This is a genomic window from Streptosporangium sp. NPDC023615, assembly GCF_040640155.1.
In the GTDB taxonomy this organism is placed as follows: Bacteria; Actinomycetota; Actinomycetes; order Streptosporangiales; family Streptosporangiaceae; genus Streptosporangium.
Map to the genome: position 1 here is coordinate 91,809 of NZ_JBFABE010000007.1, position 18,154 is coordinate 109,962.

Annotated in this window: 16 protein-coding genes; all 16 read left to right on the top strand. The window is 69.9% G+C overall.

Annotation, left to right across the window (positions count from 1 at the left end):
• Positions 1 to 29 precede the first annotated feature (29 nt).
• The 16 genes from AB0G16_RS08055 (at position 30) to nuoN (ending at position 18,145) form a co-directional block, all read left to right on the top strand.
• The gene (locus AB0G16_RS08055) at positions 30 to 767 is read left to right on the top strand and encodes a demethylmenaquinone methyltransferase (RefSeq protein ID WP_362800464.1); all 738 of its coding nucleotides are present in this window, start codon (positions 30 to 32) and stop codon (positions 765 to 767) included.
• A 149-nt stretch (positions 768 to 916) separates the two neighbouring features.
• Positions 917 to 2,194 carry a geranylgeranyl reductase family protein gene (locus tag AB0G16_RS08060; RefSeq protein ID WP_362800467.1) on the top strand — a complete coding sequence of 426 codons (1,278 nt, stop codon included), beginning with the start codon at positions 917 to 919 and terminating at the stop codon, positions 2,192 to 2,194.
• Between the two features lie 127 nt (positions 2,195 to 2,321).
• Positions 2,322 to 2,681, top strand: coding sequence for an NADH-quinone oxidoreductase subunit A (locus tag AB0G16_RS08065; RefSeq protein ID WP_362800470.1), 360 nt, complete (start codon positions 2,322 to 2,324; stop codon positions 2,679 to 2,681).
• A gap of 2 nt (positions 2,682 to 2,683) precedes the next feature.
• A complete protein-coding gene (locus AB0G16_RS08070) occupies positions 2,684 to 3,235 on the top strand; it encodes an NADH-quinone oxidoreductase subunit B family protein (protein ID WP_344891063.1) in 552 nt (183 codons plus the stop codon).
• Complete coding sequence (locus AB0G16_RS08075) at positions 3,232 to 3,921, top strand: NADH-quinone oxidoreductase subunit C (RefSeq protein WP_362800475.1); 690 nt, start codon at positions 3,232 to 3,234, stop codon at positions 3,919 to 3,921. Before AB0G16_RS08070 ends, AB0G16_RS08075 begins: the two co-directional genes overlap by 4 nt.
• On the top strand, positions 3,918 to 5,243 hold the full coding sequence (locus tag AB0G16_RS08080; RefSeq protein ID WP_362800478.1) for an NADH-quinone oxidoreductase subunit D: 1,326 nt from the start codon (positions 3,918 to 3,920) through the stop codon (positions 5,241 to 5,243). The genes AB0G16_RS08075 and AB0G16_RS08080 overlap by 4 nt, the downstream gene beginning before the upstream one ends.
• Positions 5,240 to 6,076, top strand: a complete 837-nt coding sequence (gene nuoE, locus AB0G16_RS08085; protein ID WP_362800481.1) for an NADH-quinone oxidoreductase subunit NuoE — start codon at positions 5,240 to 5,242, stop codon at positions 6,074 to 6,076. Before AB0G16_RS08080 ends, nuoE begins: the two co-directional genes overlap by 4 nt.
• Before the next feature lie 76 nt (positions 6,077 to 6,152).
• A complete protein-coding gene (nuoF, locus tag AB0G16_RS08090; RefSeq protein WP_362800484.1) occupies positions 6,153 to 7,439 on the top strand; it encodes an NADH-quinone oxidoreductase subunit NuoF in 1,287 nt (428 codons plus the stop codon).
• A gap of 67 nt (positions 7,440 to 7,506) precedes the next feature.
• Positions 7,507 to 10,095, top strand: coding sequence for an NADH-quinone oxidoreductase subunit G (locus AB0G16_RS08095; RefSeq protein WP_362800487.1), 2,589 nt, complete (start codon positions 7,507 to 7,509; stop codon positions 10,093 to 10,095).
• A complete protein-coding gene (nuoH, locus tag AB0G16_RS08100; RefSeq protein WP_362800490.1) occupies positions 10,095 to 11,444 on the top strand; it encodes an NADH-quinone oxidoreductase subunit NuoH in 1,350 nt (449 codons plus the stop codon). The genes AB0G16_RS08095 and nuoH overlap by 1 nt, the downstream gene beginning before the upstream one ends.
• Positions 11,431 to 11,946, top strand: coding sequence for an NADH-quinone oxidoreductase subunit NuoI (nuoI, locus tag AB0G16_RS08105; RefSeq protein ID WP_362800493.1), 516 nt, complete (start codon positions 11,431 to 11,433; stop codon positions 11,944 to 11,946). Before nuoH ends, nuoI begins: the two co-directional genes overlap by 14 nt.
• The gene (locus AB0G16_RS08110) at positions 11,939 to 12,775 is read left to right on the top strand and encodes an NADH-quinone oxidoreductase subunit J (RefSeq protein ID WP_362800496.1); all 837 of its coding nucleotides are present in this window, start codon (positions 11,939 to 11,941) and stop codon (positions 12,773 to 12,775) included. The genes nuoI and AB0G16_RS08110 overlap by 8 nt, the downstream gene beginning before the upstream one ends.
• Positions 12,772 to 13,068 (top strand): NADH-quinone oxidoreductase subunit NuoK, encoded by a 297-nt coding sequence (gene nuoK / locus AB0G16_RS08115; protein ID WP_362800499.1) that lies wholly within the window; start codon positions 12,772 to 12,774, stop codon positions 13,066 to 13,068. The genes AB0G16_RS08110 and nuoK overlap by 4 nt, the downstream gene beginning before the upstream one ends.
• Positions 13,069 to 13,134: 66 nt before the next feature.
• A complete protein-coding gene (gene nuoL / locus AB0G16_RS08120; RefSeq protein WP_362800860.1) occupies positions 13,135 to 14,997 on the top strand; it encodes an NADH-quinone oxidoreductase subunit L in 1,863 nt (620 codons plus the stop codon).
• Positions 14,997 to 16,601 (top strand): NADH-quinone oxidoreductase subunit M, encoded by a 1,605-nt coding sequence (locus tag AB0G16_RS08125; protein ID WP_362800502.1) that lies wholly within the window; start codon positions 14,997 to 14,999, stop codon positions 16,599 to 16,601. The genes nuoL and AB0G16_RS08125 overlap by 1 nt, the downstream gene beginning before the upstream one ends.
• Complete coding sequence (gene nuoN, locus AB0G16_RS08130; RefSeq protein WP_362800505.1) at positions 16,598 to 18,145, top strand: NADH-quinone oxidoreductase subunit NuoN; 1,548 nt, start codon at positions 16,598 to 16,600, stop codon at positions 18,143 to 18,145. The genes AB0G16_RS08125 and nuoN overlap by 4 nt, the downstream gene beginning before the upstream one ends.
• Positions 18,146 to 18,154: the final 9 nt, after the last annotated feature.

The window sequence follows — 18,154 nt, forward strand, 5'->3', positions numbered from 1 at the left end:
GATCGTCCGCGCGGGCCTAGTCTTGGTCCATGACGCGCGCTTCTCTGGACAAGCAGCCGCACGAGGTCGCCGCGATGTTCGATCGCACGGCCCGGCGGTACGACCTGGTCAACGACGTGATCTCACTGGGGCAGGTCCGGCTCTGGCGCAAGGCGGCCGCCGCGGCCGTCGACGCCGGGCCCGGTGAGCTGGTCCTCGACCTCGGCGCGGGCACCGGCACCTCCACCGACTCCTTCACCGCCCTGGGCGCCCGCGCGATCGCCTCGGACTTCTCGCTCGGCATGCTGGGCACCGGGGTCCGGCGCCGGGGCGGCTCGGGCATCCGGGGCGGCGGCGTCCGGGGGGTCAGCTTCATCGCCGGGGACGCGCTCCGGCTGCCCTTCGCCGACGACGTCTTCGACGCGGTGACGATCTCCACGGCGCTGCGCAACGTGCACGACACCGCCGGGGCGCTGCGCGAGATGTACCGGGTGGCCAGGCCGGGCGCGCGCCTGGTCATCCTGGAGTTCTCGCACCCGACGCCCAGGTCGTTCGACCTCGTATACTCGCGGTACCTGATGAAACTGATGCCGCGGGTCGCCAAGGTCCTCGGGTCCAACGACGACTCCTACGAGTATCTGGCGGAGTCGATCCGGGCCTGGCCCGACCAGGCCGGCCTGGCGAGGATCATCCAGGGAGCGGGCTGGGAGCGGGTGGCCTGGCGCAATCTCAGCCTCGGCATCGTGGCTCTTCACCGGGCATACAAGCCCGAGCGCGAGCGCGCGTAGAAGGTTGCCGATCCGTAGCCGCACCCACCTGACACTTTGCTCCGCAAAGGCGTTAGACTTCGGCGCGACAAGTTTGTGAAGACCTTCACAAAGGAACGAAAGGCCCCTCACCCCGAGGCCCCCACAGCGTGTAGGACAGGACAGGTCCCGTGACCGTGCCAGCCGTCGTACAGCGAAAGATCGCTGAGGCTGACGCCGACGTCATCGTCGTCGGCGCCGGGCCCGCCGGTTCGACGACCGCATTCCATCTCGCCCAGGCCGGACTCGACGTCCTGCTGCTCGAGAAGACCGTCTTCCCCCGCGAGAAGGTCTGCGGCGACGGCCTGACCCCGCGCGCGGTCAAGCAGCTCATCGCCATGGGGATCGACATCGACGCCCCCGGCTGGGTCCGCAACAAGGGCCTGCGCGTGGTCGGCGGCGGCATGCGCTTCGAGCTGGACTGGCCCGAGCTGGCCAGCTACCCCGACTTCGGCCTGGTCCGCACCCGCCAGGACTTCGACGAGATCCTGGCCGACAACGCGGTCAAGGCGGGCGCCCGGCTCCTGCAGGGGGTCAACGTCACCGCCCCGGTCCTCGACGACCGCAGCGGGCACGTGGTCGGTGTGGTCGCCAGGCGCGACGGCGAGGAGGTGACCTACCGCTCCCGGCTGGTGGTCGCCGCCGACGGCAACTCCACCCGGATCTCCCTGGCGATGGGGCTGCACAAGCGCGAGGACCGCCCGATGGGCGTCGCGGTGCGGACCTACTTCGAGAGCCCCCGCCACGACGACGACTACCTGGAGACCTGGCTGGAGCTGTGGGACGGCGACACCCTGCTGCCCGGCTACGGCTGGATCTTCGGCGTCGGCGACGGCACCTCCAACGTGGGCCTGGGGCTGCTCAACACCAGCGAGTCCTTCAAGGGCATGGACTACCGCGACCTGCTCAAGCGCTGGGTGAAGGGCATGCCCCCCGAGTGGGGCTACGTCGAGGAGAACATGACCTCCCCGATCAGGGGCGCCGCCCTGCCGATGGCCTTCAACCGCCAGCCGCACTACACCCGGGGCCTGGTGCTGGTGGGCGACGCGGGCGGGATGATCAACCCCTTCAACGGCGAGGGCATCGCGTACGCGATGGAGAGCGGGCACATCGCCGCCGAGTCGGTCGTCCAGGCGCTCGGCAGGGTGACCCCCGCCCAGCGCGAGCGGGTGCTGCGGGCCTACCCTCAGACGTTGAAGGACGCCTACGGCGGCTACTTCACCCTGGGCCGGGGGTTCGTGGAGCTCATCGGGCACCGCGGGGTGATGAACTTCGCCACGCGTCACGCGCTGCCGCACCCACGCCTGATGAGGTTCGCGCTCAAACTCCTTGCTAATCTCACCGACCGGCGGGGAGACGCGTCCGACCGCATCATCAACGCCCTGTCGAAGGCGGCGCCACCGGCATGATCACTGATCGGCGGGCCCGACGGCACCTGCGACCCGGGGCGATCATCGCCCTGCCTAGACTTTCGGAACACACCGACATGCAGAGCTACGCGCCGGCGCGCGTGGAGATGGGAGAGGAGGCGTAGCGATGGACCTTTACGCACCCATCCTGGTGCTCGCCGTGCTCGCGGCGGGATTCGCGATCTTCTCGGTGACGATCGCGCCCTTCACCGGTCCCAGGCGCTGGAACCGCGCGAAACTCGACGCCTACGAGTGCGGTATCGAGCCGACGCCGCAGCCCGTGGGCGGAGGACGTTTCCCGCTGAAGTACATGATCACCGCGATGCTCTTCATCGTGTTCGACATCGAGATCATCTTCCTCTACCCGTGGGCGGTCGCCTTCGACCAGCTCGGGATGTTCGGGTTGGTCGAGATGCTCCTGTTCATCGTCACCGTGCTCGTGGCCTACGCGTACGTGTGGCGCCGCAAGGGTCTGGACTGGGACTAGATATGGGTCTTGAAGAGAAACTTCCGAGCGGATTCATGCTCAGCACGGTCGAGCAGGTGGCCGGCTGGGCGCGCAAGAACTCCGTCTGGCCGGCGACCTTCGGTCTGGCCTGCTGCGCCATCGAGCTGATGTCCACCGGTGGACCCAAGCACGACCTGGCGCGCTTCGGCATGGAGCGCGCCTCGGCGTCTCCGCGCCAGGCCGACCTGATGATCGTCGCGGGCCGGCTGTCGCAGAAGATGGCCCCGGTGCTGCGCCAGATCTACGACCAGATGGCCGAGCCCAAGTGGGTCATCGCCATGGGCGTCTGCGCCTCCAGCGGCGGCATGTTCAACAACTACGCGATCGTGCAGGGCGTCGACCACGTCGTGCCGGTGGACATCTACCTGCCCGGTTGCCCGCCGCGTCCCGAGATGCTGATCGACGCGATCGTCAAGCTGCACGACAAGATCCAGAACACCAAGTTCGGCGCGCACCGGGCCAAGCAGATCGACGATCTCGAGCTGCAGGCGCTGCGGACGCTGCCGCTGATCGACCAGGGAACCGTCAAATGACGACCGAACCCACCGGCGGCAACCTTCCCGAGGTGCCCGAGCAGCCGGTGACCCGCCTGGGCATGTTCGGCGCCAAGGACAGCGGCGACACCTCGGGCTACGGCCGCCTCGTCGTGCGGCGCAAGCCCGAGCTGTCCAGCGTCCGCCCCTACGGCGGCTACTTCGACACGATCGCCGACGAGCTGGAGCGCGCCCTGGGCACCTCCTTCGGCGAGGCCGTCGAGCGCGTGGTCGTCGACCGCGGCGAGCTGACCTTCCACGTCAGGCGCGAGCGCCTGCCGGAGGTCATGCGGGTGCTCCGCGACGACCCGCAGCTGCGCTTCGAGCTCTCGCTCGGCGTCTCCGGCGTGCACTACCCCGAGCGGGAGGGCGAGGAGCTGCGCGCGGTCTACCACCTGTGCTCGATCACGCACAACCGCAGGATGCGCGTCGAGGTCTCCTGCTCCGACGCCGACCCGCACATTCCCTCCACGGTCTCGGTCTACCCGACGCACGACTGGCACGAGCGCGAGACCTGGGACTTCTTCGGCATCGTCTTCGACGGCCACCCGGCGCTGACCCGGATCATGATGCCCGACGACTGGGACGGCCACCCCCAGCGCAAGGACTACCCGCTCGGCGGCATCCCGGTCGAGTACCGCGGCGCCGAGATCCCCGCGCCGGACCAGAGGAGGTCTTACACATGAGCGCCCCCTACGAGGAGGCCACCGAGGGCAAGGTCTACACCGTCTCCGGCAACGACTGGACGGACCTGGTCGAGACCCTCACCGGCCAGCAGGACGAGCAGCTCGTCATCAACATGGGCCCCCAGCACCCGTCCACGCACGGCGTGCTCCGGCTGGTGCTGAACCTGGACGGCGAGACGGTCACCGAGGCCCGCACGGTCATCGGCTACCTGCACACCGGCATCGAGAAGAACCTCGAGTACCGGACGTGGACCCAGGGCCCGACGTTCGTCACCCGGATGGACTACCTCTCGCCGATCTTCAACGAGACCGCGTACTGCATGGCGGTGGAGCGGCTGCTCGGCATCACCGACCGCGTGCCCGAGCGGGCCCAGGCCATCCGCGTGATGATGATGGAGCTCACCCGCATCTCCTCGCACATGGTGGCCATCGGCACCTTCGGCATGGAGCTCGGCGCGACCACCCCGTTCCTGTTCGGCTCCCGCGAGCGCGAGATGGTGCTCGACGTGATGGAGTACATCACCGGCCTGCGGATGAACATGGCCTACGTCCGGCCGGGCGGCGTCTCCGTCGACCTGCCGGCCGGCGCCGTCGACAAGGTCGGCGAGCTGCTCAAGATCATGCCGCAGCGGATCAGGGACATGCGCAAGATGCTCGACGCCAACCCGGTCTACCTGGCCCGCACCAAGGACGTCGCCTACCTCGACCTCACCGGCTGCATGGCGCTGGGCATCACCGGCCCGATGCTGCGGGCCGCGGGCCTGCCCTGGGACCTGCGCAAGTCACAGCCCTACTGCGGCTACGAGACCTACGAGTTCGACGTGCCGACCGAGAAGAGCGCCGACGTCTACGGGCGCTACCTGGTCCGGGTGGCCGAGATGGAGGAGTCGCTCAAGATCATCGAGCAGGCCCTCGACCGCATCTCCGGCCCGCTCAAGAACGACCGGGTCATGATCGACGACAAGAAGATCGGCTGGCCCGCGCAGCTCGCGCTCGGCCCCGACGGCCTGGGCAACTCGCCCGACCACATCGCGCACATCATGAGCGGCTCCATGGAGGCGCTCATCCACCACTTCAAGCTGGTCACCGAGGGCTTCAGGGTCCCGGCCGGGCAGGTCTACTCCCCGGTCGAGTCGCCCCGCGGCGAGCTCGGCGCCCACGTGGTCAGCGATGGGGGCACCCGCCCCTACCGCGTACACTTCCGCGATCCGTCCTTCACGAACCTGCAGGCCGTGCCCGCGACGTGCGAGGGCGGAATGGTCGCCGACGTCATCTCGGCGGTGGCCTCCATCGACCCGGTGATGGGAGGTGTCGACCGATGAGCGCGAGCACGCGACCGGCCGGCGCGCCGGACAACACCCCGCGCGGGGAGCCCGTCGCGTCCACCGGCACCGGCCTGACGGGCGAGACCGCCCTGGGCACGAGCACCGGCACGGGCGGCGAGCCCTCGAACGCGGCCGTCCCCGGGACCGACCCGGGGCGGGGCGCGGTCCAGGAGGGGGGGTACGCCCCCGAGGTCCGCGAGCGCCTGGAGCGCGACGCCAAGGAGATCATCGGCCGCTACCCCAGGCCGCGCTCGGCCCTGCTGCCGCTGCTGCACCTGGTGCAGTCGCAGGACGGCTACGTCTCCGACGCCGGCCACGAGTTCTGCGCCGAGATCCTCGGCCTGAGCAAGGCCGAGGTGGTGGGCGTGTCCACCTTCTACACCATGTACAAGCGCAAGCCGATGGGCCAGTACCACGTGGGCGTGTGCATCAACACGCTCTGCGCGGTCATGGGCGGCGACCAGATCTGGGACGAGCTGAGCGAGCACGCCGGCATCGGCCACGACGAGACCACCCCCGACGGCAAGGTCTCGCTGGAGCGGCTGGAGTGCAACGCCGCCTGCGACTTCGCCCCGGTGATGATGGTCAACTGGGAGTTCTTCGACAACCAGACCCCCGCCTCGGCCAAGCAGCTCGTCGACGACCTGCGGGACGGCAAGGAGATCTCGCCGACCCGCGGCCCGAAGAAGCTCTGCACGTTCAAGGAGGCCTCGCGGGTGCTGGCCGGTCTGCCCGACGGCCTGGCCGGCGACGGCCCCTCGGCGGCGGGTTCCTCCCTGGAGGGGCTCACGATCGCCAAGGCCAACGGATGGAAGGCTCCCGAGGCGTGAACGGGCGCAACGAACGAGCCGGCATGCACGGCGCGACCCCGTCGCCGGGCGGCGGGCTGCCAGGCGAGGAGACGACGTGACCACTCTCACCCCGGTTCTCACCGCGAACTGGGACCAGCCGAACTCCTTCACCCTGGAGGGCTACGGCGACTACTCGGCCGCGAAGAAGGCGCTGGGCATGGACCCGGACGCCGTCATCCAGGCGGTCAAGGACTCCGGCCTGCGCGGCCGGGGAGGCGCGGGCTTCCCCACCGGCATGAAGTGGGGCTTCATCCCGCAAGGGGACGGCAAGCCGCACTACCTGGTGGTCAACGCCGACGAGTCCGAGCCGGGCACGTGCAAGGACATCCCGCTGATGATGGCCAACCCGCACGCGCTGGTCGAGGGCGTCATCATCACCGCGTACGCGATCCGCGCCAACCACGCGTTCATCTACGTGCGCGGCGAGGTCGTGCACGTCGTGCGCCGCCTGCAGGCGGCCGTGGCCGAGGCGTACGCCAAGGGCCTGCTCGGCCGCGACCTGTTCGGCTCCGGCTTCGACCTGGAGCTGGTCGTGCACAGCGGGGCCGGCGCCTACATCTGCGGCGAGGAGACGGCGCTGCTCGACTCGCTGGAGGGCTACCGGGGCCAGCCCCGCCTCAAGCCGCCCTTCCCGGCCGTGGCGGGCCTGTACGCCTCGCCCACCGTGGTCAACAACGTCGAGTCGGTGGCGAGCGTCCCCTCGATCATCGCCAACGGCGCCGACTGGTTCGCCGGGATGGGCACGGAGAAGTCCAAGGGCTTCGGCATCTTCTCGCTGAGCGGCCACGTCACGCGCCCCGGCCAGTACGAGGCGCCGCTCGGCATCACACTGCGCGAGCTGCTGGAGATGTCCGGCGGCATCCGCGAGGGCCACACGCTCAAGTTCTGGACCCCCGGCGGGTCGAGCACCCCGATCTTCACCGCCGAGCACCTGGACGTCCCGCTGGACTTCGAGTCCGTCGGCGCCAAGGGCTCCATGCTCGGCACCCGGGCGCTGCAGATCTTCGACGAGACCACCTGCGTGGTGCGCGCCGTGCTGCGCTGGACCGAGTTCTACGCGCACGAGTCCTGCGGCAAGTGCACCCCCTGCCGGGAGGGCACCTTCTGGCTCAAGCAGGTGCTCAAGCGGCTGGAGAAGGGTCAGGGCACCGAGGAGGACCTGACCACGATCACCGACATCGCCGACAACATCCTGGGACGCTCCTTCTGCGCCCTGGGCGACGGTGCCACCAGCCCCATCCACTCGTCGGTCAAGCACTTCCGCGACGAGTACCTCAAGCACTTCGAGATCGGCGGCTGCCCGTTCGATCACGCCCCCTCCAGAGCGTGGGCGGCGAAGTGAGCGCGCGCAGGCAGCCAACCGGCAAGCACAGCACCGTCTCGGTCACCGGGCCGACGGAGGAGACGCCATGACCGTCGAAGCCACCACCCCGGCGCAGACGCCGGTGGACCTGGTCACCGTCACCATCGACGGGTTCCAGGTGAGCGTCCCCAAGGGCACGCTGATCATCCGGGCGGCCGAGCTGCTCGGCATCCAGATCCCCCGGTTCTGCGACCACCCGCTGCTGGAGCCGGCCGCCAACTGCCGCCAGTGCCTGGTGGACATCCCCGACGCCGGCAACGGCCGGGGCTTCCCCAAGCCGCAGCCCTCCTGCGCGATCGAGGTCGCGCAGGGCATGGTCGTGCAGACCCAGCTCACCTCCCCGGTCGCGGAGAAGGCCCAGCGCGGCGTCATGGAGATGCTGCTGCTGAACCACCCGCTGGACTGCCCGGTCTGCGACAAGGGCGGCGAGTGCCCCCTGCAGAACCAGGCCATGTCCAACGGCCAGGGCGAGAGCCGCTTCGTGGAGACCAAGCGCACGTTCGAGAAGCCCGTGGCGCTCTCCACGGAGGTGCTGCTCGACCGTGAGCGCTGCGTCCAGTGCGCGCGCTGCATCCGCTTCTCCGACGAGATCGCCGGCGACCCGTTCATCGACTTCTTCGAGCGCGGGGCCAAGGAGCAGGTCGGGGCCGCCGACGGCGAGCCGTTCGAGTCCTACTTCTCGGGCAACACCGTGCAGATCTGCCCGGTGGGCGCGCTGACCGGCGCCGCCTACCGCTTCCAGGCCCGCCCGTTCGACCTGGTCTCCACCTCCACCGCCTGCGAGCACTGCGCCAGCGGCTGCTCGCTGCGCACCGACCACCGCCGCGGCAAGGTCACCCGCCGCCTGGCCGGGGACGACCCCGAGGTCAACGAGGAGTGGAACTGCGACAAGGGCCGGTGGGCGTTCACCTACGCCACCCAGCCCGACCGGCTGCGCACGCCCCTGGTCCGTGACGAGCGGGGCCACCTGGTCCCGGCCTCCTGGCCCGAGGCGTTCGCCGCCGCGGCCAAGGGCCTGGCCGCCGCCCGCGGGCGCGCCGGCGTGCTCGTCGGCGGCCGGGTCACCGTCGAGGAGGCCTACGGGTACGCCAAGTTCGCCCGGCTCGCGCTCGGCACCAACGACATCGACTTCCGCGCCCGGCCGCACTCGGCGGAGGAGGCGCTGTTCCTGGCGCACGCCGTGGCCGGAAAGGGCATCGAGGTCCGCTACGCCGACCTGGAGAAGGCCCCGGCGGTGCTGCTGGCCGGGTTCGAGCCCGACGAGGAGTCGCCCATCGTCTTCCTGCGGCTGCGCAAGGCGTGGCGCAAGAAGGGCCTGAAGGTCTTCTCGGTCGCGCCGTTCGCCGGCCCCGGGCTGGCCAAGATGGGCGGCACGCTGATCCCGGCGGTCCCGGGCACCGAGACCGCGGTGCTCGACGATCTGGCCGCCACCGACCCGGCCGCGGCCGCGGCGGTCCGCCTGCCGGGCGCGATCATCCTGGTCGGCGAGCGGCTCGCCACCGTGCCGGGCGCGCTCTCGGCGGCGCTGAGGCTCGCCTCCGCCACCGGTGCCCGCCTGGCCTGGGTGCCGCGCCGCGCCGGTGAGCGCGGAGCCCTGGAGGCAGGCGCGCTGCCGAACCTCCTGCCGATCGGCCGCCCGGTCGGCGACGAGGACGCCCGCGCCGAGATGGCCCGCGCCTGGGACGTCGCCTCCCTGCCCGAGGCCGAGGGGCGCGACACCACCGGCATGCTGGCCGCCGCGCTGGACGGCGAGCTGGACGCCCTGGTGGTCGCCGGGGTCGACCCCTACGACCTGGCCGCCCCGCACGCCGCCCTGCTGGCCATGGAGAACACCCCGTTCATCGTGAGCCTGGAGCAGCGCGCCAGCGCGGTCACCGACCGCGCCGACGTGGTGTTCCCGGTCGCCGTGACGGCCGAGAAGTCGGGCACGTTCGTCGACTGGGAGGGACGCGGGCGCACCTTCACCGAGGCGCTCACCGTCCCCGGCGTCATGAGCGACCTGCGGGTCGTCTCCGCGATCGCCGACGCCATGGACGTCCACCTGGGGCTGCCCGACGCCGCCGCGGCCCGCCGCGAGCTGACCGTGATCGGCGCCTGGCGCGGCTCCCGGGCCGCCGCCCCCGACGCCGCCGGCCGCCCCGCGCCCCGCCCGGAGGCCGGGCAGGCCGTCCTGGCGAGCTGGCACCTGCTGCTCGACGACGGACGCCTGCAGGCCGGTGAGCCGTACCTGGCCGGTACCGCCCGCCCGGCCGTGGCGCTGGTCTCCGCGGCCACCGCGGCCGAGGCGGGCCTGGCCGACGGCGGCGAGATCACGGTCGGCACCGAGCGCGGCTCGGTGAGTCTGCCGGTGCGGATCGCCGACCTGCCCGACCGGGTGGTCTGGCTGCCGGCCAACTCCGCCGGCCGCTCGGTCACCCGCGACCTGCGCGCGGTCGCCGGGGACGTCGTCACGATCGGCGCCTCCGCGCCCGGCGCGGCGGCGGGGTCACGGCGGGTCGCGCCCGCCGCGGCGAGCCCGGTCACGCCCGCCGCGGTGAGCACCGTCGCGGGCGCCGGCACCGGTCCTGACGAGCGTGCCCCCGGCACGACGGCCGGCGAGGCACGTGCCGCCGGCGAAGCCAACGAGGAGCGGTAATGAATGCCCGGACTCTTCTAGCGGCCGATCCGACCCTCGCCGACTTCGGCAAGGACCCGCTCTGGATCAGCATCATCAAGGCCGCCGTCATCTTCATCGTCCTGATGCTGGGCGTGCTGTTCGGCGTCTGGTTCGAGCGCAAGCTCATCTCGCGCATGCAGAACCGGTACGGCCCCAACCGCGCGGGCAAGTTCGGGCTGCTCCAGTCGGTGGCCGACGGCCTCAAGATGGGGCTCAAGGAAGACCTGATGCCCCGGACCGTCGACAAGGTGATCTACTTCATCGCCCCGGTCGTCCTCGCGGTCCCCGCCTTCCTGGCCTTCTCCGTCATCCCGATGGGCCCGATCGTCTCGATGTTCGGGGTCCAGACGCCGCTGCAGCTCACCGACCTGCCGGTCGCGGTGCTGCTGGTACTGGCCATGGCCTCCATCGGCGTGTACGGCATCGTGCTGGCCGGCTGGGGCTCGCGCTCGCCGTACTCGGTCCTGGGCGGCCTGCGCGCCAGCGCCCAGGTGGTCTCGTACGAGATCGCGATGGGCCTGTCGTTCGTGGGCGTGTTCCTGTTCGCCGGGACGCTGTCCACCTCCGAGATCGTCGCGGCCCAGGCCACGGGCGGGGTGTTCACGCTGGGAGGCGTCGACATCCCGATGCCCTCCTGGTACATGATCCTGCTGATCCCGTCCTTCCTGATCTACATCGTCACGATGCTGGGCGAGACCAACCGGGTCCCCTTCGACCTGCCCGAGGGCGAGGGCGAGCTCGTCGGCGGCTTCCAGACCGAGTACTCCAACTCGCTGAAGTTCGCGGTCATCATGCTCGCCGAGTACGTCAACGTCTTCGTGGTCTCCGCGGTCTCCATCACCCTGTTCATGGGCGGCTGGCGGGCACCGTTCCCGATCTCGATGTGGGACGGGGCCAACACCGGCTGGTGGCCGCTGCTGTGGTTCTTCCTCAAGATGGTGCTGGTCTTCTCCTTCTTCGTCTGGTGCCGGGCCTCGCTGCCGCGCGTCAGGTACGACCAGCTCATGGCGCTCGGCTGGAAGATCCTCATCCCGGTCAACCTGGCGTGGATCCTTCTCGTGGCCACCGTCAAGGCCCTCCGCCTGCCGGAGGTCGACCGGTCGCTGGTGCTCATCCTGGCCGCGCTGGTGCTGGCCGCCTGCCTGGGCATCTGGTGGCGCTTCGACAGCGTGCTGCAGAGGCGCAAGGAGGCCAAGGCCGCCCAGGTCGAGGCCGAGTTCGAGCAACTCCAAGCCGAGCCCGCCGCGGGCGGCTTCCCGGTTCCGCCGCTCGACCTGCCGCACTACCACGGGGTAGCGCGCAAGGAGGTTCCCAGTGGGAGCAACTGATTGGCTGAACCCCATCAAGGGGTTCGGCGTGACCTTCCACACGATGTTCAAGAAGGTCGAGACGGTCAACTATCCCGAGGAGCACAAGCCCACGGCTCCGCGCTTCCACGGCCGGCACCAGCTCAACCGCTGGCCCGACGGCCTGGAGAAGTGCGTCGGCTGCGAGCTGTGCGCCTGGGCCTGCCCGGCCGACGCGATCTTCGTGGAGGGGGCCGACAACACCGACGAGGAGCGCTTCTCGCCCGGTGAGCGCTACGGACGCACCTACCAGATCAACTACCTGCGGTGCATCCTGTGCGGCCTGTGCATCGAGGCGTGCCCGACACGGGCGCTGACGATGACCAACGAGTACGAGCTCGCCGACACCAGCCGTGAGAGCCTCATCTACACCAAGGAGATGCTGCTCGCGCCGCTCGGTCCCGGCATGGAGATCCCGCCGCACCCCATGCGTCTCGGCGAGACCGAAGAGGACTACTACCGGCTGGGACGCAAAAATGGGTGAGACCATCACGTTCTGGGTTCTGGCCGTCGTCTCCGTGGCGGCGGCCCTGGGGCTCGTCTTCAGCCGCAAGGCCGTCTACTCGGCGCTGATGCTGGGCGTCGTCATGCTCTCGCTGGCGGTGCTCTACGCGGTCCAGGAGGCCCCCTTCCTCGCCGCGGTGCAGATCATCGTCTACACCGGCGCGGTCATGATGCTCTTCCTGTTCGTGCTCATGCTGGTCGGCGTCGACTCCGCCGACTCGCTGGTCGAGACGATCAAGGGGCAGCGCGTCTGGGCGGCCGTGGCGGGCCTGTCGTTCGCCGCCCTGCTCGCCCTGGGCGTCGGCAACGCGGCCCTCACCGCGCCGGTCGGCATGGACAAGGCGGTGCAGGCGGCGGGCGGCAACGTGCCCTCGCTGGCCCAGCTGATCTTCACCAGGCACGTCTTCGCCTTCGAGGTCACCTCGGCGCTGCTGATCACCGCCGCGCTCGGCGCGATGGTGCTGGCGCACCGCGAGCGCGTCCGGCCCAAGGCCACCCAGCGCGACCTGGCCCGCGCCCGCTTCAACGGCCCGCAGCCCTCGCCGCTGCCCGGCCCCGGCACCTACGCGCTGCACAACGCGATCGACATGCCCGCCCTGCTGCCCGACGGCACGGTCTCGGCCAAGTCCATCAACCGCGTGCTCGCCCGGCACGAGATCGAGGACGGCTTCGCGCCGACCGACCCGGCCAAGGCGGCGCTCATCAAGCAGGTCCTGGAGAAGGACGCGGACACCGGCCGCGGACCCGCCCCGGACGCCGCGCCCGTCCAGGTGAAGGACGCGGCGCTCCCGCAGGAGGACGGCAAGTGACCACTCACTACCTGGTGCTCTCCGCGCTGCTGTTCGCGATCGGCGCCATCGGCGTGCTGGTGCGGCGCAACGCGATCGTGGTGTTCATGTGCGTGGAGCTCATGCTCAACGCCTGCAACCTCGCGTTCGTCACCTTCGCCAGGCAGCACGGCAACCTGGACGGCCAGCTCATCGCGTTCTTCGTGATGGTGGTGGCCGCGGCCGAGGTCGTCATCGGCCTCGCCATCATCGTGATGATCTTCCGAACCCGCAGGTCGGCGTCGGTGGACGACGCCAACCTGCTGAAGTACTAAGAGGTGGCCGTGGAACCCGCTGAGATCATCAAGCATGCCGGGGGTGCGATCGGGGTCTCCTGGCTCATGATCGCGCTCCCGTTGCTCGGCGCCGCGGTCCTGTTGCTGCTCGGGCGTCGCTCCGACCGCTGGGGACACCTCCTCGGCGTCGCGATGTCCGTGGGCGCCTTCGCGGTGGCCGTCGCCGTCTTCGCGCAGTTGCTCGCCCTGAACCCCGAGCAGCGCCGCCAGGGCGTCCCGCTGTACGAGTTCATCCCCGGCGTCGCCGACATGGGCCTGCTGATCGACCCGCTGTCGATCAGCTTCGCGCTGCTGATCACCGGTGTGGGATCACTGATCCACATCTACTCGATCGGCTACATGTCGCACGACCACGACCGGCGCAGGTTCTTCGCGTACCTGAACCTGTTCGTCGCGGCAATGCTCCTGCTGGTGCTGGCCGACAACTACGTCGCCCTGTTCATCGGCTGGGAGGGCGTGGGCCTGGCCTCGTACCTGCTGATCGGGTTCTGGTACGTCAGGCCGCGGGCCGCGGCCGCCGCCAAGAAGGCCTTCATCGTCAACCGGGTCGGCGACTTCGGCCTGCTGATCGCGATCTTCACGATCTTCACGGTGTTCGGCGCCGTCGACTTCCAGGCGCTCACCAAGACGGCCGTCGGCGGGGCGATGCAGGCCGGCGCGGTCTCCCAGGCGACGGTCACCGCGATCGGCCTGCTGCTCCTGCTCGGCGCCTGCGGCAAGTCGGCCCAGCTCCCGCTGCAGTCGTGGCTGCTGGACGCGATGGAGGGCCCGACCCCGGTCTCGGCCCTCATCCACGCCGCGACCATGGTCACCGCGGGCGTCTACCTCGTGGTCCGCTCCGGCGCGTTCTTCGAGCTCGCCCCGACCGCGCAGCTCGTCGTGACGATCGTCGGCGTGGTCACCCTGCTCGCCGGTGCGATCATCGGTTGCGCCAAGGACGACATCAAGAAGGGCCTGGCCGGCTCGACGATGTCGCAGATCGGCTACATGATGCTCGCCGCGGGCCTCGGCCCGGTGGGCTACGCGTTCGCCATCGCGCACCTGATCACGCACGGCTTCTTCAAGGCCAACATGTTCCTCGGCGCGGGCTCGGTCATGCACGCCATGAACGACGAGGTCGACATGCGCCGGTACGGCGGGCTGTTCCCGGTGATGAAGGTCACCGCGATCACGTTCATCATCGGCTACCTCGCGATCATCGGCTTCCCACTGCTGTCCGGCTACTTCACCAAGGACGGCATCATCGAGACGGCCATGGAGCACAACGCGATCCTGGGCTGGCTCGCGGTGCTGGGCGCCGGCATCACCGGCTTCTACATGTCGCGGATGGTCTTCATGACCTTCTTCGGCAAGCGGCGCTGGGCCGACGACGCCCACCCGCACGAGTCGCCCGCCGTGATGACGCTCCCGCTGGTCGTGCTCTCCATCGGCTCGATCTTCCTGGGCGCCTTCCTGGTCCTGGGCAACCGGTTCATGCTGTTCATCGCCCCGGCGGTCGGCCGGCCCGAGGAACTGCCGGGGTTCCACCCCACCGCTCCCGCCGGGCTTGCCACGCTCGCGCTGGTCGCCGCCGGTGCCGCGTTCGCCTGGTTCCGCTACGGCGCCGCCGAGGTGCCCGCGCTCGCCCCGCGCGGCTCGTTCCTCACCACGTTCGCCCGTCGTGACCTCTACGGCGACGCGCTGAACGAGGCGCTGTTCATGCGCCCCGGCCAGTGGCTCACCCGGATCGCGGTGTTCTTCGACAACCGCGGCATCGACGGGGTGGTCAACGGCCTGGCGGCGGGGATCGGCGGCACCTCCGGCCGGCTGCGCCGCATCCAGACCGGCTACGTGCGGTCCTACGCGTTGTCCATCCTCTTCGGTGCCGCCGTGGTCGTTGGCGCGCTGCTCTACGTAGGGAACATGTGATGCCCTGGCTCTCGACCCTGATGGCCGTGCCCGTTCTGGGCGCGGTGGGTGTCTCCCTTGTCAAGAGTGACAAGCTCGCCAAGCAACTGGCGCTGGTGGTCTCGCTGGTCGTCCTGGCGCTGACCGTCGCCGTCGCCGTGCAGTTCAACCCCACCTCGCAGACCCGCTTCCAGTTCGCCGAGGTCCACGACTGGATCCCGCGCTTCGGCGTGCACTACGGCGTCGGCGTGGACGGCATCGCGCTGGTGCTGATCGCGCTGTCGGCGGTGCTGGTGCCGATCGTGATCCTGGCCTCCTGGCACGACGCCGACGGCACCGGCGGCCTCGGTGGCGGCGCCGGCGGGACCGTCGAGGCCGTGCCGGGCGAGGGGCTCAAGACCGAGGCGTCCAGGGTTCCGGCCCCGAAGCGGTCGGTGAAGACCTACTTCGCGCTGCTGCTGGTGCTCGAAGCGATGATGATCGGTGTCTTCGCGGCCACCGACGTCTTCCTGTTCTACGTCTTCTTCGAGGCCATGCTGATCCCGATGTACTTCATGATCGGGTCCTACGGGGGGGCGCAGCGGTCCTACGCGGCCGTGAAGTTCCTGCTCTACTCGCTCTTCGGCGGCCTGCTCATGCTGGTCGCGGTGATCGCCCTCTACGTGGTCGCGCAGAAGAACACCTTCATGTTCCCCGAGCTCATCGGGGCCGTGCAGGACCCGGCCACGCAGAAGTGGCTCTTCGCGGGCTTCTTCATCGCGTTCGCCGTCAAGGCCCCGCTCTGGCCGTTCCACACCTGGCTGCCCGACGCCGCCGCGCAGGCCCCGGCCGGTGCCGCGGTGCTGCTGGTGGGCGTGCTGGACAAGGTCGGCACCTACGGCATGCTCCGCTTCTGCCTGGAGCTCTTCCCCGAGGCGTCGAAGTTCTTCACCCCGCTGGTGATCGTGCTCTCGGTGGTCGGCATCGTCTACGGCGCGATCGTGGCCATCGGCCAGACCGACATGAAGCGCCTGATCGCCTACACCTCGATCTCCCACTTCGGCTTCATCGCGCTGGGCGTGTTCGCGATGACCAGGGACGGCGGCACGGGCGCCACCCTCTACATGGTCAACCACGGTTTCTCCACCGGCGCGCTCTTCCTGATCGCGGGCTTCCTGATCTACCGCCGGGGCTCCAGCCGGATCGCCGACTACGGGGGGGTGCAGAAGGTCGCCCCGGTGCTCGCCGGCACCTTCCTGATCGCCGGCCTGTCCGGGCTCTCGCTGCCCGGCCTGTCGACGTTCGTCAGCGAGTTCATGGTCCTGCTCGGCACCTACGAGCGGTACGCGGTCGCGGCGATCATCGGGACGACCGGCGTGATCCTGGCGGCCGTCTACATCCTGTGGATGTACCAGCGCACGATGACCGGGCCGACCAACGAGTCGATCACCCCCATGAACCTGCCCGATCTCAACCTGCGTGAGAGGTTCGTGATAGGCCCGCTGGTCGCGGTGATCCTCATCCTGGGCTTCTTCCCCAAGCCGATGCTCGACGTGATCAATCCCGCGGTGGACAAGACGCTCTCCAGTGTCGGCGTCGAACCGTTCACCCCCGCCGTGGCCGACAAGAAGGGGGCCGGGCAGTGAAGGACACCATCCAAGCCCCGACGATCGAATACGCGCTGCTCCTGCCGATGCTGCTCGTGTTCGGCGCGGCGGTCGTCGGCGTGCTGGTCGAGGCGTTCGCGCCCCGCCACCTGCGCAAGTCGATCCACATGCCGCTCACCCTGCTCAGCCTGCTGGGCGCGTTCGTGATGACCGTCCTGGTCGCGCGGGGCGGCCTGCCGGACGCCGCGGCGGCGATGGGCGCGGTCGCGGTGGACGGGCCCGCCCTGTTCATCTGGGGCATCATCCTCATCCTGGCCCTGGTCAGCACCCTGCTGATCAACGACGAGGAGCAGTTTGTCGCGCAGGCGGCGGCGGTGCCGGGAAGCCCGGACGAGGAGGAGGCGGTCCTCAGCGGATACGCCCAGACCGAGGTCTACCCGCTGCTGCTGTTCTCGGTCGGCGGCATGCTCCTGTTCGCCTCCGCCAACGACCTGCTGGTCATGTTCGTCGGCCTGGAGGTCATGTCCCTGCCGCTGTACCTGCTCTGCGGCCTGGCCCGCCGTCGCCGCCTGCTCTCGCAGGAGGCCTCGGTCAAGTACTTCCTGCTGGGCTCGTTCTCCTCGGCCTTCTTCCTGTACGGCATGGCCCTGATCTACGGCTACGCCAAGTCGGTCGACCTGGCCGCCATCAACACCGCGCTCACCGCGGGCGGCCCGGAGACGCTGCTGCTGATCGGCACCGCGATGCTCGGCATCGGCCTGTTCTTCAAGATCGGTGCCGCGCCCTTCCAGGCGTGGAAGCCCGACGTCTACCAGGGCGCGCCCACCGCGGTCACCGCCCTGATGGCCTCCACCGTGCTGGTGGCCGCCTTCGGCGCCGTGCTGCGGGTCTTCTGGGTCGCCCTGGGCGGCCTGCAGTGGAACTGGGAGCCGATCATGTGGGGCGTCGCGATCATCACGATGATCGTCGGCGCGGTCCTGGCCATCACCCAGACCGAGATCAAGCGGATGCTGGCCTACTCCTCGATCGCGCACGCGGGCTTCCTGCTCACCGGCGTCGTCGCCATCGGCACCTTCGAGCAGAACTCCCAGGCCCTGTCGGGCATCCTGTTCTACCTGGCCGCGTACGGCTTCACCACGGTCGGCGCCTTCGCGGTCGTCACCATGGTCCGCGACGCGGGCGGCGAGGCGGGTCACCTGTCGCGCTGGGCCGGGCTGGGCAAGCGGTCCCCGGTCCTGGCCGGCATCTTCGCGTTCTTCCTGCTGGCCTTCGCGGGCATCCCGCTCACGAGCGGGTTCTTCGGCAAGTACGCGGTGTTTTCCGCCGCGGTCGCCGGGGGCGCCCTGCCGCTGGTCGTCGTGGGAGTCGTCACCTCGGCCATCGCCGCGTTCTTCTACGTCCGCGTGATCGTGCTGATGTTCTTCAACGAGCCCTCCGCCGACGGGCCGTCCATCGCGGTTCCCACGGTGGGCACCTCGGCTGTGGTCGCCCTGGCGGCAGCGGCTACGGTAGTGCTGGGGGTCTTCCCGCAGCCGGTGCTCGATCTCGCGGATCAGGCTGCGTCCGCGCTGTTCATTCGCTAGAGGAGTAAT

What these genes read in the sequence shown, in the direction of transcription:
- AB0G16_RS08065 (WP_362800470.1), top strand. Translation starts at nt 2,322, where the DNA reads ATGGACCTTTACGCACCCATCCTGGTGCTCGCCGTGCTCGCGGCGGGA.
- AB0G16_RS08125 (WP_362800502.1), top strand. Translation starts at nt 14,997, where the DNA reads ATGCCCTGGCTCTCGACCCTGATGGCCGTGCCCGTTCTGGGCGCGGTG.
- AB0G16_RS08110 (WP_362800496.1), top strand. Translation starts at nt 11,939, where the DNA reads ATGGGTGAGACCATCACGTTCTGGGTTCTGGCCGTCGTCTCCGTGGCG.
- nuoH (WP_362800490.1), top strand. Translation starts at nt 10,095, where the DNA reads ATGAATGCCCGGACTCTTCTAGCGGCCGATCCGACCCTCGCCGACTTC.
- AB0G16_RS08095 (WP_362800487.1), top strand. Translation starts at nt 7,507, where the DNA reads ATGACCGTCGAAGCCACCACCCCGGCGCAGACGCCGGTGGACCTGGTC.
- AB0G16_RS08070 (WP_344891063.1), top strand. Translation starts at nt 2,684, where the DNA reads ATGGGTCTTGAAGAGAAACTTCCGAGCGGATTCATGCTCAGCACGGTC.
- AB0G16_RS08055 (WP_362800464.1), top strand. Translation starts at nt 30, where the DNA reads ATGACGCGCGCTTCTCTGGACAAGCAGCCGCACGAGGTCGCCGCGATG.
- nuoE (WP_362800481.1), top strand. Translation starts at nt 5,240, where the DNA reads ATGAGCGCGAGCACGCGACCGGCCGGCGCGCCGGACAACACCCCGCGC.
- AB0G16_RS08080 (WP_362800478.1), top strand. Translation starts at nt 3,918, where the DNA reads ATGAGCGCCCCCTACGAGGAGGCCACCGAGGGCAAGGTCTACACCGTC.
- nuoL (WP_362800860.1), top strand. Translation starts at nt 13,135, where the DNA reads ATGATCGCGCTCCCGTTGCTCGGCGCCGCGGTCCTGTTGCTGCTCGGG.
- AB0G16_RS08075 (WP_362800475.1), top strand. Translation starts at nt 3,232, where the DNA reads ATGACGACCGAACCCACCGGCGGCAACCTTCCCGAGGTGCCCGAGCAG.